Origin of the sequence: Paenisporosarcina quisquiliarum, from assembly GCF_043641925.1 — a bacterium.
In the GTDB taxonomy this organism is placed as follows: domain Bacteria; phylum Bacillota; class Bacilli; order Bacillales_A; family Planococcaceae; genus Paenisporosarcina; species Paenisporosarcina quisquiliarum_A.
The window spans coordinates 1-15,489 of the sequence record NZ_JBHZRU010000026.1 but is presented as its reverse complement, the minus strand read 5'-3'; the positions used below and the strand labels follow the sequence as shown (position 1 = coordinate 15,489).

The following is a 15,489-nucleotide window of genomic DNA, read 5'->3' as shown; positions in this document are numbered from 1 at the left end:
TATATGCTCATTTCTAGTAGAATAGATAGGAATTTCGTTTTTTGAAAAGAGGGTATACAAATGAAAACATCAATTTTTAGTTTAACATTAGAGCAACTTACGGCATGGCTTATAGATCACGGACAAAAAAAATATAGAGCAGAGCAAATCTGGGATTGGTTATACATCAAACGTATTACAGATTTCTCTGAAATGAACAATGTAAGTAAAGAATGTATTCAATTATTAGAAGATAATTTTGTTCTTTACACATTGGAGCAAGAAGTAAAACAAGAATCATCAGACGGAACGATTAAGTTTTTATTCAAAATGAAAGACGGCAACTTAATCGAAACCGTTTTAATGCGCTTTAAATATGGTTTGTCTGTCTGTGTAACTACGCAAGTGGGCTGTAACATTGGTTGTAGTTTCTGTGCGAGTGGATTGCTGAAGAAGAGTCGTGATTTGAATTCTGGAGAAATCGTAGAACAAATCATGCAAGTTCAACAACATTTAGATGCAGTGAAAAAAGAAGAACGTGTAAGTCACATCGTAGTAATGGGTATCGGTGAACCATTCGATAACTATACAAACTTAATGAGTTTCTTAAGTGTAGTGAATTCTCAAAAAGGATTAGCGATCGGTGCACGTCATATCACAGTTTCTACAAGTGGGATTGTGCCTAAAATTTACGATTATGCGGACGAAGGTCTTCAAGTGAATTTAGCAATCTCTATTCACGCACCAACTAATGAGTTACGTACGCGTATTATGAAGATCAACAAAGCGTATCCAATCGAGAAATTAATGGATGCAATTGACTACTATTTGGAGAAAACCAACCGTCGTATTACGTTCGAATATATTTTACTTCGCGATGTAAACGACCACGTGGAAGAAGCAAACAAATTAGCCAAGTTGTTAGAAAACAAACGTCATTTATCGTACGTCAACCTAATCCCTTACAATCCAGTGGATGAGCATGCTCAATACGAACAAAGTACACCTGAAGCCATCAGTGCCTTTTATGATGCACTAAAGAAAAAAGGAATCAACTGTGGCGTTCGTCATGAACAAGGTGCAGATATTGATGCAGCGTGTGGTCAATTACGAAGCAAACAAATTAAAAAAGGTGAAAAAGCTACGGTTTAAGCCTTCTATAAGAACAAATTGCGTACCTACTTTGTAGGTGCGCTTTTTTCATTTCAGTCAACCACATTTGAACCACTAAAAAGTACATAAAAAAAGACCTTCTCATTAGAGGTCAATTCTCAATGCTTTCAACTAATTCAATTACCATATCATTCATTTCTCCTGAAACAGTATAAATAGTATGGGTATCATCCGTTTTCATTAATGTACTTTTTTGCCCTTTTTCGCCTATCCATAAATAAAAACTTTGTTTATTTCCGTTTTCATATACAACATCCATATATAAATCTGGATTAGCCATATTTACTATGCCACTTTCTTTTATAGCACCTGAAATTATGTTCATAAATGTTTCAATAACTTCATCCTTTTCAAAAACGGTTGCATTAACTCCTTTTGTTTTAGAAATGATGATTTTTGTAATTTCTCCATCTAATTTCAATTGATTATTATCATCTACTTGTATTTCAGAAGAAGGTTTTGGTTTTTCTGTCTCCAATGCCATGTTATCTTCTGAATGGCAACCAAAAAGAAGAGAAGAGACTAAAAACACAGTTAAAATAGTACTAATGTTTTTCCTCATAAATGATAAACCCCTTTATGTAATGCTTCATTATTCAAGTTAGACGATTACACAATCTCAAAGTTTCAATTTTATTTTAGCTAAGAATTATAATTGAGCTGAAATTCCTCACCTCGCTTTTTTTCATCCTCATATCCTATAGTACATACCGTTTGGGTGATTAACCCATTCATAAAAGGAGTACAGAAGGGAGAAGATGAAAGTGGGCATTGAATTAACGGCCCTGCATTGGACGTATGTCGTGTTCATATTCTTGATAATTGGATTTATGGTGATGAGGCGAGATACAACGCTCATTAGTATTTCGGGAATATTTTTAATTGCCTTATTTGCAACAGGCTCATTAAGCGATTCAATAAGTAGCATTTTCACAAGCTTTATATACGCAATAACCGAATTACTCCCAACGATTTTGGTCATCTCGATCATTGTGGCTATGAGTCGAACCTTAACTACCACAGGTATTAACGATGTCATGATATCCCCATTCTCAAAATTGATTCGAACGCCAGCTCTAGCTTACTGGACGATTGGGATTTTAATGATGGTCATTTCTTGGTTTTTCTGGCCATCACCAGCTGTAGCATTAATGGGTGCTGTCTTATTGCCAGTAGCTATTCGGGTAGGATTACCAGCACTTGGTGTTGCGATGGCAATGAATTTATTTGGTCATGGGATTGCCTTGTCGGGCGATTTCATCATTCAAGGTGCTCCTAAGTTAACAGCTGATGCTGCTGGATTGCCTGTGGGTGATGTAATTCAAGCGAGTATTCCACTCGTGTTTGTTATGGGGATTGTTACGACTGTTCTCGCTTTTTATTTCTTGAAAAGGGATTTGAAGTCAGGCGCATTAACAATGGAAACAGGTTTAGCTGTTACAACAAATACTGAACCTACAGATAAAGAAGAAACTCTATTATCGAAAGGACAAAAACGTTTTTTTGCTTTATTTATCCCTACATTATTTGCAATTGATGTGTGGGCAATGTCTATTCTTAAGTTACAGGGTGGCGATGCAACAGCGTTAATCGGAGGTACAGCAGTATTCATTTTGTTACTCATCACAATGGTTAGTCATGGGAATAAAGGACTTGAAAAAGCAACCTCCTTTTTAATAGAGGGATTTCAGTTTGGGTTTAAAGTATTTGGAGCAGTTATCCCAATTGCAGCCTTCTTCTATTTAGGCGATTCAGGATTTTTAACAATAGTGGGTGATTTATTACCAAAAGGTTCGCATGGGATTGTCAATGATCTCGGCGTAGCACTGGCATCGGTCGTCCCGTTAAGTAAAGAGGTTGGGGCAGTCACTTTAGCCGTTACAGGTGCAATCACTGGTTTAGATGGTTCAGGATTTTCTGGTATCTCGTTAGTAGGATCTGTAGCCAATATCTTTGCGACGGCAATTGGAGCAGGAGCTGCAACCTTAACTGCACTTGGTCAAATTGCTGCAATCTGGGTCGGTGGAGGAACTTTAGTTCCTTGGGCGCTAATTCCTGCAGCGGCAATTTGTGGTGTTGACCCATTTGAACTTGCTAGAAGAAACCTTTTGCCGGTGACAATTGGTTTAATAGTAACAACGATTGTTGCCATGTTTTTGATTTAATTATTTGAGGTACTAAAGGGTTTTGTTCATAAAAATAGGTGGAGAAAAATGAACGATTTTTCTCGCCTTTTTTTATTGTATTTCATGGATTTCACTAATCAATGGTATACTTAAGACAACAGTTTGTTCCGGAAAGGAGTTTACTCAATATGAAATTTGTAAAATCAAAAATGAAAATACTTGTGAAAGAAAATGAAGAACTTAAAAAGCGTTTACGCGATTTAATGGACGAGCTTGATATCGACAAAGATGCAGCTTTAAGAGCGATGTATCATTCCGATGTAGAAGGCGGAAAATATCAAGTACCATATCAACAACTCTGACTTGCCAATAGGTGAGTCTTTTTTTAAGACCATGGACTAAATGTTCATGGTTTTTTTTATGGAGATTGGATATAGATAAGGAGCAAGAAAAGGTAAATTGTATCGTGCGCGAAATTTAGTGAAATATCCTATTTTTTTGCATAACGCCAAATTATTGATGGATACCGCCATATTAATTGGATATAACGACATATTATGAAGGCGAATCGCCAAATTAAGATCGAGTTGCGACAAATTATCGACCGGACCGTTAACGCCAATAAAAAAGTTGCTGGTTGATATCGGAAGAAATTTATGATTAACAATTAAAAAAGTTTAATTTCAAGGTAGTCTAAAATATTTTTGAATGAACGTGCATGAAAAAATGAAAATAGCACAACATAATAGTCACAAGGAGGTGAGTCATATGGCAAACAACAATTCGAACGGTAGTCGTAACAAACTTGTGGTTCCAGGTGCTAAACAATCTTTGGATCAACTGAAATACGAAATCGCACAAGAATTTGGTGTTCAAGTAGGACCAGATGCAACATCTCGTGCTAATGGATCTGTTGGTGGAGAAATCACTAAACGATTAGTACAACAAGCACAAAACCAATTACGTGGACAATAATTCGACATACAATGAGCCGATGGCAACAAGCTATCGGTTCTTTTTAATATGTGAGAAATGTCGAACCTTATCCGAAGCGTTTATAAAAGGCATGAAAAAGGGTAAATAGTGTATACTTATGTCAATTATGAAGGTGGAAGTAGGGATGAATATGAAGTCTCCATATGCAGATGACAGTTTAGCGTTGCATACAGATTTATATCAAATTAACATGGCCGAGGCTTATTGGGCGGATGGCATACATAATCGAAAAGCTGTTTTTGAATTATTTTTCCGTAATTTGCCTTTTGGAAATGGATACGCTGTATTTGCGGGACTTGAGCGTGTATTGGATTACTTGAGAGATTTCCGATTCTCAGAGAGTGACTTAGCCTATTTAAAAAATGAATTGGGATATAAAGATGATTTTATCGATTTTTTAAAAGATATTCGATTTACTGGAGATGTCTATTCAATGGTGGAAGGCGAATTGGTTTTTGCTAATGAACCCATCATTCGAGTAGAAGCTCCCCTTATTGAGGCTCAGTTAATTGAAACCGCGCTTTTGAACATCGTGAATTACCAAACATTAATCGCGACAAAAGCAAGTCGCATTAAACAAGTTGTCAAAACGGATACCGTTATGGAATTCGGAACACGTCGTGCGCAAGAGATGGATGCAGCGATTTGGGGTTCACGTGCAACAATTATTGGCGGTTTAGAAGCGACAAGTAATGTTCGTGCTGGGAAAAAATTTGGTATTCCTGTAGCGGGAACCCATGCGCATTCACTTGTTCAAGCATATAAGAGCGAGTATGAAGCATTCCATTCTTATGCGAAACGTCACAAAGACTGTGTGTTTTTAGTGGATACATATAACACATTGAAAATAGGTGTTCCTACGGCAATTCAAGTGGCGAAAGAACTTGGAGACAAAATCAATTTTGTGGGCATTCGATTGGATAGTGGGGATATTGCTTTCCTTTCAAAAGAAGCTCGACGAATGTTAGACGAAGCAGGGTATACAGACGCTAAAATTGTCGTATCAAATGATTTAGATGAATATACAATATTGAACTTAAAAGCTCAGGGTGCAAAAGTGGATATGTGGGGAATTGGTACAAAACTGATTACTGCCTATGACCAACCTGCCCTAGGAGCTGTCTATAAAATCGTTTCAATTGAAAGTGACGAAGGAATAATGGAAGACACGATTAAGATTTCTTCCACAACTGAAAAAGTGACCACACCTGGACGTAAGAAATTGTACCGTATTATTGACCGTGAGAATGGGAAAGCAGAAGGTGATTACATCACGATGTATGACGAAGATCCGGCTTCTGAAAAGCGTTTGAAAATGTTCCACCCGGTTCATACATTTGTCTCTAAATTCGTGACCAATTTTGAAGCGATAGACCTTCATACACTTGTCGTTGAAAAAGGACAAGTCGTATATGAAAATCCAACTTTAAATGAAATGCGCGATTATGCGATAGCTAACTTAGAGTTGCTATGGGATGAATATAAACGTTCACTTAACCCGGAAGAGTACCCAGTCGATTTAAGTCAAAAATGTTGGGACAATAAAATGCGAAATATTCAAGAGGTCAAAGAAATCGTCGATAACATGAATTTCGCTTAAGGAGGAAAACCAATGCCAACTTTACAGCAAGAAATTATAGAAGAGTTGAAAGTAAAACCTGTCATCGATCCGAAAGAAGAAATTCGTCGCACAATTGATTTTTTAAAATCTTATATGAAAAAACATACTTTTTTAAAGTCAATGGTCCTTGGCATCTCAGGTGGACAAGATTCTACCTTAGGAGGAAAACTGGCTCAGATGGCTGTTGATGAACTGAATGAAGAATCGGGCAGTGACACATATTCATTTATTGCTGTTCGTTTACCATACGGTGTGCAGTTTGATGAAGATGATTGCCAAGACGCATTGAATTTTATTCAACCTACAAAAATCTATACAGTTAATATTAAAGATGCTGTTGACGCAAGTAAAAAAGCGTTAGACTTATCAGGAATTACCTTAACTGACTTTGCTAAAGGGAATGAAAAAGCCCGTGAACGGATGAAGGTTCAATACTCGATTGCTGCTATGCATAACGGTGTAGTTCTGGGTACAGATCACGCAGCTGAAGCCATTACAGGTTTTTACACAAAATTTGGAGATGGCGCAGCAGACTTAGTTCCTCTTTTCCGTCTGAATAAAAGACAAGGCAAAGAACTCCTAAAGGTATTGGATTGTCCTGAACACTTATATATGAAAATACCAACTGCTGACTTAGAAGAGGATCGTCCTGCAGTGCCCGATGAAATTGCATTAGGTGTAACCTATGATCATATTGATGATTATTTAGAAGGAAAAGAAATTCCATCTGAACCTCGTGAAAAAATAGAAGGTTACTTCAATCGAACGAAACATAAACGACACTTACCGATCACGGTATTTGATGATTTTTGGAAATAAGAAACGTTTAAAGTACAATTCGAGTTTATATTAGGTAATAAAAAATAGTGCAAGACGGCGACTCCTGTGGGAATAGCATGAGCTGAAGGCCCCGCAGAAGCGAAGCGACGAGGACACTGATGCCATGCCCACGGAACGCGTCCGTCTGTAACGGAATTCATAGCATTAAAAAAGGGACTATCTCTCAGTCATTAAATGACTTTTGAGATAGCCCCTTTTCTAGGTCTTAAGAAGTTGTCTTGTAGGAAAAATTTAGGTATGATTAATGTACATTGTGACAATTTTCTAATAAATGCAATAGTTCAGCAAGACAACTGGGGGAAAAATAGAGATGAACAATCAACAGAAATTACAGCTAATAGTAGATAATATCGAAAAAGTAATGATCGGTAAAAGAAATATTGCTGAGTTAAGTGTTGTGGCATTAGTAGCACAGGGTCACGTTCTTTTAGAAGACGTTCCTGGCGTCGGGAAAACAATGATGGTGCGAGCACTAGCTAAATCTGTGGGTGCGCAATTCAAACGAATTCAATTCACACCTGATTTATTACCTTCCGATGTTATTGGTGTATCGATTTATAACCCGAAAGATATGCAATTTGAGTTCCGTCCCGGACCAATTATGGGGAATATCGTCTTAGCCGATGAAATTAACCGTACATCTCCGAAAACACAATCCGCTCTTTTAGAGGGAATGGAAGAGGCGTCTGTCACAATTGATGGTGAAACGATGATGATTCCAAAGCCTTTCTTTGTAATGGCTACTCAAAATCCGATTGAATATGAAGGGACATATCCATTACCTGAAGCACAATTAGACCGATTTTTATTGAAATTAAGAATGGGCTATCCTTCTCACGCAGAGGAAATTGAAGTATTAAAACGTGCAGAAAGACAAGCGCCAATTGAGGATTTAACATCTGTTCTTTCATTAGAAGACTTGATTCGTTTACAACAAGAAGTGAAAGAAATTACAGTGGATGACACGATCAAAAACTATATTGTTGACTTAGCAAACCGTACGCGAAAAGATTCTTATGTCTATTTAGGTGTGAGTCCTCGTGGATCTCTTGCGTTAATGAAAGCATCTCAAGCCTATGCCATGTTACAAGGTAGAGATTATGTGACTCCTGACGATGTGCAATATTTAGCTCCGTTTGTATTCAGTCATCGTATGATTTTGCGTTCTGAAGCTAGATATGACGGCATCACTCCTGAGGAAATCACAGAACGAATTTTAGCGAAAACAAATGTACCGATTAAAAGGCTTGTGAAACAATGAAGCTTAAAAAAATAACGTGGGCAATCGGAGGACGATTACTATTTGTCCTTTGTATTGTTCTATTTGCTTTCGTTTTTGCTATGTTTCAAGGTGGATTTGTTAGTTGGTTTATTTTTTACACCTTGTTGCCATTTGCAGCGTATTCAATTGCATTTTTCTTTAGTCCCATTTCTAAAATAGAAGCGGAGCGATATATTCAAACGGCTCAAGTTAGAAACGGCGGGAAATTGATTGTCACGGTTAAGTTAACAAGACCTTCTCAATTCCCAATGCTTTATTTATTAATAAAAGAGAAAACTCAAAGTGAAGTTTTGGCTAAGCATGCAGGGAACGAATTGAAAACAATTAAACTAGTAGGATTTCAGAAAGTCATCGAGTGGACGTATGAAATTGAACATATGCCTCGTGGCGAACACGCTTTAGAAGGTATTGAAATTGAAGTGAGTGACTTTTTTGGGTGGGTAAAGAAAACACATTTCACGCCTATTAGACAAAGTATTATTGTTTATCCAAATGTTACGGACATGATTTATATGCCAATTGAAACAAGATACGATCAGGGTACGGCAGCTTCTCCATTTACGATTGTCAAAGATACGACAATGGCAACAGGGATAAGAGATTACCAGCCAGGTGACCGCGTCTCTTGGATACATTGGAAGTCATTTGCCCGTACTCAAACACTTCGAACGAAAGAATTCGAGGATCGTCAGTCCCAAGATTTGTTTATCCTCATTGACCGTCAACCATCCGAAATGTTTGAAGAACAGATTGAACTCACGGCCTCTGTTTTACAGGCAGTTGTTCGACATCAAGCGAGTGCCGCATTCTTATCTTTAGGTGCCAATCGTTTTTATTATCCAGCTATTCAAGGCGAAGAACATTTGCAAAAATCGATGTTTCATTTAGCAAAAGTTACTCCTGATCTAAAACAGCCAATTGAACAGGTTTTGCCTACCGACCCGGCGATGTCGACTGCGACTTCCGTTTTGTTCATTACAGGTAAATTAACTGCTAATTGGATTGATGCCATACCGAAGGCAGCGAAGAATTTACGTGTATGCACATGTTTTGTGGTAGTGAAAAAAGGTGTAAAGCTTTCAAAACAAGATATAACCATGCATCAATTAGCACGGTCTAGAGGAATGGTTGTTCACGTGTTGTCACAAGATCACTTTGCCAATGCGTTTACGGAGGTGGGTAGATCATGAAAGCAACATTAGAAAATAAATGGCTATCTCTTCTTTTCTATGTGTTGGTGTTTTTCCTATTCCGTGAGTGGTTATTACCGGTCATGGAACTTACGGAAACCAACTATTTAAACGTTTTTTTAGTGTTTATTGGCATGTGTTTTCTTTTGTCATTGTTTCACGTAAAAGGTTGGATTAGCGCACCTTTGAAGATTTTGTACATAGCGTGGGTACTCATTTATATTTACGCAGAAACCATGTTGTTTAGTGCGCCAGCCATCCAATTTTTAATCATGGATTTCACGACAAATGTTCAAGCTTTGGTTACGCAAGATTGGAATTCAGTTACGGATTCCTTTAGGACGGTATTGTTCTTTGCGTTAATCTGGATGACGACCTATCTGATCCATCACTGGATTAGTATTCGGTTAAATATATTCTTATTCTTCTTTATGACGGTTGTTTTTATTGCCGCTCTGGATACCTTTAGTCCGTACGCAGGTGATAAAGCCATTGTAAGAGTTATGATCATCGGGCTATTACTGTCCGGATTACTTAAAATTGCTCAACTATTTAAGAAAAATGAAGTGGGTCTTCCACGATCGACTTATGGCGCACTCATCGTTCCTCTCATTCTATTAATCTCTTTAAGTGGGGCTCTCGGTTATTTATTACCAAAAGCGGGTCCAGTATGGGAAGACCCTGTGCCATTCATTCAATCTTTTGCTGAAGGTGCTGGTGGAGGACCTGGCGGAGATGGCGTCATTGGGAAAATAGGATACGATGAAGATGATTCTAGATTAGGTGGTGCATTTGCCGGAGACAACACAGTTGTTTTTGAAGCGGTTGTGCGCACACCTCAATATTGGAAAATCGAAACGAAAGATACGTATACATCAAGAGGTTGGGAACAGTCTATAGGGTCTGATCAACGAAGAAATTACACAGTTGGAGATCCGATTGAAACAGACTACCCACCTAATCGGGAAGAAGAAAACCTTGAAGCATCTTTAGTGTTCTCCACACCTTATCCGTTCATCATGCAACCTTATGGAACGGATGTGGTGACGGCTGATGGAGATACCACATTTACACAAGATGTGAATACACAAAAAATCAATACGTTCCAACAAAATGAGGAAGTCGAGTTAACGAACTATCGTGTGACTTTTAGTGAACCTACGTATAGTCTTACTGCTCTACGTGAAGTAACAACTGAGTCCTTGGCAAATGTTCCTGCGGAATTCGATCGGTATTTACAATTACCTGAGAATTTGCCTGAACGAGTAGGTGAATTAGCGGCCTCTATTACCGCAGATGAAACAAGATTATATGACAAGGTCAAAGAAATTGAACGGTATTTTGCGCAAAATAGTTTTATTTATGACCAGCGAAACGTTTCAGTTCCTGCTGCAGGTAAGGATTATGTAGATGAATTCCTTTTTGAAACGAAGCGGGGATACTGTGATAATTTCTCATCTTCAATGGTTGTGTTACTCCGTTCATTAGATATCCCAGCAAGATGGGTAAAAGGTTTTGCTGAAGGAGAAGAGATTGGCCGTCAAGATGGTAGCCGAATCTTTGAAGTCACAAACAATAATGCCCATTCATGGGTGGAAGCTTATTTACCAGGAGTAGGATGGATGCCTTTTGAGCCTACCATTGGTTTTAGTGGAGCGGGTAATATTGATTTTGACGTTGAGTTTGACTCAACAGAAGCACCAGAACCAGTAACACCTGAGCAAGCTGACAAACCAAACGCTGCTCCTAAAGAAAAGAAAGAATCAATTTCAGAGCGATTTTCAGAAATATTGAAAGATGCAGTGTCATGGATTTCAGACAATAAAGTCAAAATACTAATTTGGACTGCCGTTGGACTTGCTGTTATCGCGTTACTTTACCGTATTCGTAAAAGATGGATGCCAAAATTATTGGTTCCGTATTACCGATTACGCAAAGAAAACTGGAATTCGTTCGAACAAAGTTACCATCATTTGTTAAAACAACTAGCTTTATATGGCATTGAACGAAGAGATGGCCAAACGTTGAAAACGTACGCTAAATATGTGGATTCTTTCTTTGGGTCGAATGATATGAGAGATCTAACAAAAGCTTATGAAAATGGATTTTATGGTGGGAATATTGATAAGCATGAATGGGCAAAACTAAGAGAAAGTTGGGAATATTTAATCAATCGCACTAGCGGTTGATTTTACACCAAACTACCTGTAAAATTGAAAAAAATTATACAGACCGGTTTGCCCTCATATATGTCCGAAGATATGGTTCGGATGTCTCTACCAAGTTGCCGAAAATGACTTGACTATGAAGGCGGATGCAATATGTCTATTTAAGACGTTTATTTGCATTCGCCTTTTTCAAGTAGAGAGCAAAAGAGCGCGTAGAAAGGTTTACTTTCGTACGCGCTTTTTCTATATTAGGGCTCGGATATCATAGTGAAGAGGTGGACGCATTGTCAGCAACTCCGTTATTAAAAGAACAAGAAAAAATAGTCGTACTCGATTTTGGAAGTCAATACAATCAATTAATCACACGTCGTATTCGTGAGTTTGGTGTTTATAGCGAACTACATCCTCATACAGTAACGGCTAAGGACCTGAAGGAAATGAATGCTACTGGCATTATCTTCTCTGGTGGACCCAATTCCGTATATGACGAAAATGCGTTTCACGTTGACCCTGCAATCTTAGATTTAAATATTCCGATCTTAGGTATTTGTTACGGAATGCAGTTAATGTCTCAACATTTCGGTGGGAAAGTAGAAAAAGCGTCACACCGTGAATATGGAAAAGCTGAAATTACCGTGTTAAAAGAGAATCTTTTATTCAAAGGATTACCGAACGAGCAAGTCGTATGGATGAGTCACGGAGATCATGTAACAATCGCACCAGAAGGTTTCGATATTATTGCAACTAGCCCATCTTGTTCTGTGGCTGCAATTGCAAATGAAGCTCGACGTATGTATGCGGTGCAATTCCACCCGGAAGTTCGTCACTCGATTTATGGGATTGATTTGCTACGCCAATTCGTATTTGGTGTTTGTGAAGCAAAAGGCGACTGGTCAATGGAAAGCTTCATTGAATTAGAAATCGAAAAAATCCGTCAAGAAGTTGGCGATAAAAAAGTATTATGTGCCTTAAGTGGTGGAGTCGATTCATCTGTTGTTGCAGTCTTAATTCACAGAGCAATCGGTGATCAGTTAACATGTATGTTCGTCGATCATGGATTATTGCGTAAAGGTGAAGCGGAAAGTGTAATGAAGACTTTTGCTGACGGCTTTAACATGAACGTGATTAAAATTGATGCGCAAGAACGCTTTATGAATAAGCTAGCAGGTGTATCTGACCCAGAAACAAAACGTAAAATTATTGGTAATGAATTCATTTATGTATTTGATGATGAAGCAGCTAAATTAGAAGGAATGGATTTCCTTGCGCAAGGTACGCTATATACAGACATCATCGAAAGTGGAACAGCAACAGCACAAACAATTAAATCTCATCACAATGTTGGCGGTTTACCTGAAGACATGCAGTTCAAACTCATTGAACCATTAAACACATTGTTCAAAGATGAAGTCCGTGCACTTGGAACTGAGTTAGGAATGCCAGATGAAATCGTTTGGCGTCAACCATTCCCTGGACCAGGTTTAGGAATTCGTGTACTTGGCGCAATCACGGAAGAAAAACTTCAAATCGTTCGTGAATCGGATGCGATTTTACGTGATGAAGTAACAAAAGCTGGTTTAGAGCGCGACATCTGGCAATACTTCACGGTGCTACCGGATATTCGCAGCGTTGGCGTAATGGGCGATGCTCGTACGTACGATTACGCAATCGGTATCCGCGCCGTCACATCAATTGACGGCATGACATCCGACTGGGCACGTATCCCATGGGATGTATTAGAAAAAATCAGTGTTCGTATTGTGAATGAAGTGCCAAACATTAACCGCGTACTGTACGACATTACGAGTAAGCCACCTGCGACTATAGAGTGGGAGTAAACATCAACTAGATTTCGAGGACCCGCCGCACCGGAGAAATCACTTGCTCCAGCAAGGTTGATGTTTGCGTCGAAAACGAAGCTGCAGACGCAATTTATATTGGGAATTAATGTGTTTTCCGAACTTTAATCATTAATTTTTAATAATTGTTCGGAAAAAGGATTGAAATACTTAAAATAAGATGTTATATTACTATTGAAATTAAATACTGTCGTCGTATAAAGTCGGGAATATGGCCCGAAAGTTTCTACCGAGTTACCGTAAATGACTCGACTACGATTTTTAGATAGATGAAGCAATTCATTTTTCTACTATCTTGATGATTAAACCATCAAGTAAATCGGAGGCATGCGACTTTTTTGTTGCATGCCTTTTTTTATTTGTATAAAGAATAAAGCTTGATTTATTGCTTAAACTCTTTATATAGAAGAAAACCGATTTATACGCGACAAAAAGTGGAGGAACAAAATGAAAAAGTATTTCCAATTCGATGAGCTAGGAACTAATTTTCGTCGTGAGATTATCGGTGGCTTAACAACATTCTTGTCAATGGCCTACATATTAATCGTTAACCCATTAACACTTTCGTTAGACTCGGTACCTGATTTACCAGACGCAATGCGCATGGACGCAGGTGCAGTTTTTGTTGCAACAGCATTAGCTGCTGCAGTCGGTTCGCTCTTTATGGGACTCATAGCCAGGTATCCGATAGCACTCGCTCCTGGTATGGGTTTAAATGCATTCTTTGCTTATACAGTAGTTCTAACTTACGGTATACCGTGGCAAACAGCTTTAACAGGCGTATTATTCTCTGGACTTATTTTTATCATTCTTTCATTAACAGGTATTCGTGAAACCATCATTAATGCAATTCCAGCTGAATTAAAATATGCGGTAGGAGCCGGTATCGGTTTGTTCATTACGTTTATCGGATTACGCAACGCAGGAATTATCGTTAATAATGATGCAACATTAGTCGGTCTTGGCGATTTATCAGCGGGTAATACGCTGCTAGCCATCTTTGGTATTGTGTTATCTGTCATATTTATGGTTCGAGGAATTAATGGTGGGATCTTCTATGGTCTACTTATCACCGCTATTGTCGGCATGATTTTCAAGTTAGTAGAAGTTCCTTCTGCAATTGTAGGAAAAGTTCCAGATGTTACACCAACTTTTGGTGCAGCGTTTGACCCGATTTTTAATGATCCAGGTTCTTTATTTACACTTCCATTCTTAATCGTCGTCCTTACTTTCTTGTTTGTAGACTTCTTTGATACTGCTGGTACATTAGTTGCTGTAGCAAACCAAGCAGGGCTTATGAAAGAAAATAAGTTGCCACGTGCAGGCAAAGCTTTATTGGCAGATTCTTTAGCAACTGTAACTGGAGCAATCTTTGGTACTTCAACAACTACTTCATATATTGAGTCAAGTGCAGGAGTAGCTGCAGGTGCAAGAACAGGATTCGCCGCAATCGTTACAGGTATATTATTCTTGCTCGCATTGTTCTTCTCACCGGTATTATCCGTGATGACGTCAGCTGTTACAGCACCAGCTTTAATTATTGTAGGTGTGTTGATGGTTTCATCTTTGAATAAAATCGAATGGAATCGGTTTGAAATTGCCGTTCCAGCATTTTTAACGATAATTGCAATGCCATTAACGTATAGTATTGCGACAGGTATTGCGATGGGCTTCATTTTCTATCCGATTACAATGATCTTAAGCGGGAATAGAAAACAAGTACATCCAATCATGTATGGGATGTTTGTAATTTTCATCTTGTACTTCGTATTCGTAGAAGGACATTAATAGTAAGGAAGAACTTCACTTTTCATTTAGTGGAGTTCTTTTTTTGTTAATAAAAACTTATCACCCGTGAGATAGATAGAGAAGGACAGGAGATTTCATTTTAGAGAGATACTAGTATCTGTATATGAAATAGAATCTCGATGAAAATGAACCGACAGTTCTATATAGAAGTCTGTGAAAATGGTTACCAGCATTTTCATTATTGTCATGAAATTGTTACTTGAATTTATCGAAATTTCTGTTAATATTATGAGTATAAAAACATTTCAATAATATGTTGACTTCCTCTAGCGAGGCTGATATATTAATAAAGTTGCTGATTTGAAAGCGACGAAATGAATATTAAATACTTAAAAGTTTTTGTTGACACAAACAAAACGATTTGGTATGATATAAAAGTTGCTGTCGCGAGAGTGACCAACAAATGAACCTTGAAAACTGAACAGCAAAACGTCAACGAAATATAG

The 15,489-nt window shown here is 38.1% G+C and carries 12 protein-coding genes and 2 riboswitches; of the genes, 11 read left to right on the top strand and 1 reads right to left on the bottom strand.

The window, feature by feature from the left end:
• The first annotated feature begins 60 nt into the window (after positions 1–60).
• Positions 61–1,131 (top strand): dual-specificity RNA methyltransferase RlmN, encoded by a 1,071-nt coding sequence (rlmN, locus tag ACHUE4_RS15885; protein WP_394191814.1) that lies wholly within the window; start codon positions 61–63, stop codon positions 1,129–1,131.
• Positions 1,132–1,243: 112 nt separating this feature from the next.
• Here rlmN and ACHUE4_RS15880 read toward each other — a convergent pair whose 3' ends face one another.
• Entirely contained in the window at positions 1,244–1,714 is a 471-nt protein-coding gene (locus tag ACHUE4_RS15880) for a hypothetical protein (protein WP_394191812.1), read from the bottom strand.
• A 202-nt stretch (positions 1,715–1,916) separates the two neighbouring features.
• Between ACHUE4_RS15880 and ACHUE4_RS15875 the strand changes: the two genes are divergently transcribed.
• The 10 genes from ACHUE4_RS15875 to ACHUE4_RS15830 all read left to right on the top strand — a co-directional run bounded on the left by ACHUE4_RS15875 (position 1,917) and on the right by ACHUE4_RS15830 (position 15,022).
• Positions 1,917–3,317: a hypothetical protein gene (locus ACHUE4_RS15875; protein WP_394191878.1), complete on the top strand. Its 1,401-nt coding sequence runs from the start codon at positions 1,917–1,919 to the stop codon at positions 3,315–3,317.
• A gap of 149 nt (positions 3,318–3,466) precedes the next feature.
• Positions 3,467–3,640: a hypothetical protein gene (locus ACHUE4_RS15870; protein ID WP_394191810.1), complete on the top strand. Its 174-nt coding sequence runs from the start codon at positions 3,467–3,469 to the stop codon at positions 3,638–3,640.
• A gap of 406 nt (positions 3,641–4,046) precedes the next feature.
• On the top strand, positions 4,047–4,253 hold the full coding sequence (locus ACHUE4_RS15865) for a small, acid-soluble spore protein, alpha/beta type (protein WP_394191808.1): 207 nt from the start codon (positions 4,047–4,049) through the stop codon (positions 4,251–4,253).
• Positions 4,254–4,404: 151 nt separating this feature from the next.
• Positions 4,405–5,874, top strand: coding sequence for a nicotinate phosphoribosyltransferase (locus ACHUE4_RS15860; RefSeq protein ID WP_394191876.1), 1,470 nt, complete (start codon positions 4,405–4,407; stop codon positions 5,872–5,874).
• A gap of 12 nt (positions 5,875–5,886) precedes the next feature.
• Positions 5,887–6,714, top strand: a complete 828-nt coding sequence (nadE, locus tag ACHUE4_RS15855) for an ammonia-dependent NAD(+) synthetase (protein WP_394191806.1) — start codon at positions 5,887–5,889, stop codon at positions 6,712–6,714.
• 331 nt (positions 6,715–7,045) lie between these two features.
• Positions 7,046–7,996 (top strand): AAA family ATPase, encoded by a 951-nt coding sequence (locus ACHUE4_RS15850; protein WP_394191804.1) that lies wholly within the window; start codon positions 7,046–7,048, stop codon positions 7,994–7,996.
• A complete protein-coding gene (locus ACHUE4_RS15845) occupies positions 7,993–9,207 on the top strand; it encodes a DUF58 domain-containing protein (protein WP_394191802.1) in 1,215 nt (404 codons plus the stop codon). Before ACHUE4_RS15850 ends, ACHUE4_RS15845 begins: the two co-directional genes overlap by 4 nt.
• On the top strand, positions 9,204–11,396 hold the full coding sequence (locus ACHUE4_RS15840) for a DUF4129 domain-containing transglutaminase family protein (RefSeq protein WP_394191800.1): 2,193 nt from the start codon (positions 9,204–9,206) through the stop codon (positions 11,394–11,396). Before ACHUE4_RS15845 ends, ACHUE4_RS15840 begins: the two co-directional genes overlap by 4 nt.
• 34 nt (positions 11,397–11,430) lie before the next feature.
• A riboswitch (purine riboswitch) is annotated at positions 11,431–11,532 on the top strand.
• A gap of 127 nt (positions 11,533–11,659) precedes the next feature.
• Positions 11,660–13,213 carry a glutamine-hydrolyzing GMP synthase gene (gene guaA, locus ACHUE4_RS15835; protein WP_394191798.1) on the top strand — a complete coding sequence of 518 codons (1,554 nt, stop codon included), beginning with the start codon at positions 11,660–11,662 and terminating at the stop codon, positions 13,211–13,213.
• Between the two features lie 194 nt (positions 13,214–13,407).
• Positions 13,408–13,509, top strand: a riboswitch (purine riboswitch).
• A gap of 172 nt (positions 13,510–13,681) precedes the next feature.
• Positions 13,682–15,022 (top strand): NCS2 family permease, encoded by a 1,341-nt coding sequence (locus ACHUE4_RS15830; RefSeq protein WP_394191796.1) that lies wholly within the window; start codon positions 13,682–13,684, stop codon positions 15,020–15,022.
• Positions 15,023–15,489: the final 467 nt, after the last annotated feature.

What these genes read in the sequence shown, in the direction of transcription:
- ACHUE4_RS15830 (WP_394191796.1), top strand. Translation starts at nt 13,682, where the DNA reads ATGAAAAAGTATTTCCAATTCGATGAGCTAGGAACTAATTTTCGTCGT.
- ACHUE4_RS15860 (WP_394191876.1), top strand. Translation starts at nt 4,405, where the DNA reads ATGAAGTCTCCATATGCAGATGACAGTTTAGCGTTGCATACAGATTTA.
- ACHUE4_RS15845 (WP_394191802.1), top strand. Translation starts at nt 7,993, where the DNA reads ATGAAGCTTAAAAAAATAACGTGGGCAATCGGAGGACGATTACTATTT.
- ACHUE4_RS15850 (WP_394191804.1), top strand. Translation starts at nt 7,046, where the DNA reads ATGAACAATCAACAGAAATTACAGCTAATAGTAGATAATATCGAAAAA.
- ACHUE4_RS15870 (WP_394191810.1), top strand. Translation starts at nt 3,467, where the DNA reads ATGAAATTTGTAAAATCAAAAATGAAAATACTTGTGAAAGAAAATGAA.
- nadE (WP_394191806.1), top strand. Translation starts at nt 5,887, where the DNA reads ATGCCAACTTTACAGCAAGAAATTATAGAAGAGTTGAAAGTAAAACCT.
- ACHUE4_RS15865 (WP_394191808.1), top strand. Translation starts at nt 4,047, where the DNA reads ATGGCAAACAACAATTCGAACGGTAGTCGTAACAAACTTGTGGTTCCA.
- ACHUE4_RS15840 (WP_394191800.1), top strand. Translation starts at nt 9,204, where the DNA reads ATGAAAGCAACATTAGAAAATAAATGGCTATCTCTTCTTTTCTATGTG.
- rlmN (WP_394191814.1), top strand. Translation starts at nt 61, where the DNA reads ATGAAAACATCAATTTTTAGTTTAACATTAGAGCAACTTACGGCATGG.
- ACHUE4_RS15880 (WP_394191812.1), bottom strand. Translation starts at nt 1,714, where the DNA reads ATGAGGAAAAACATTAGTACTATTTTAACTGTGTTTTTAGTCTCTTCT.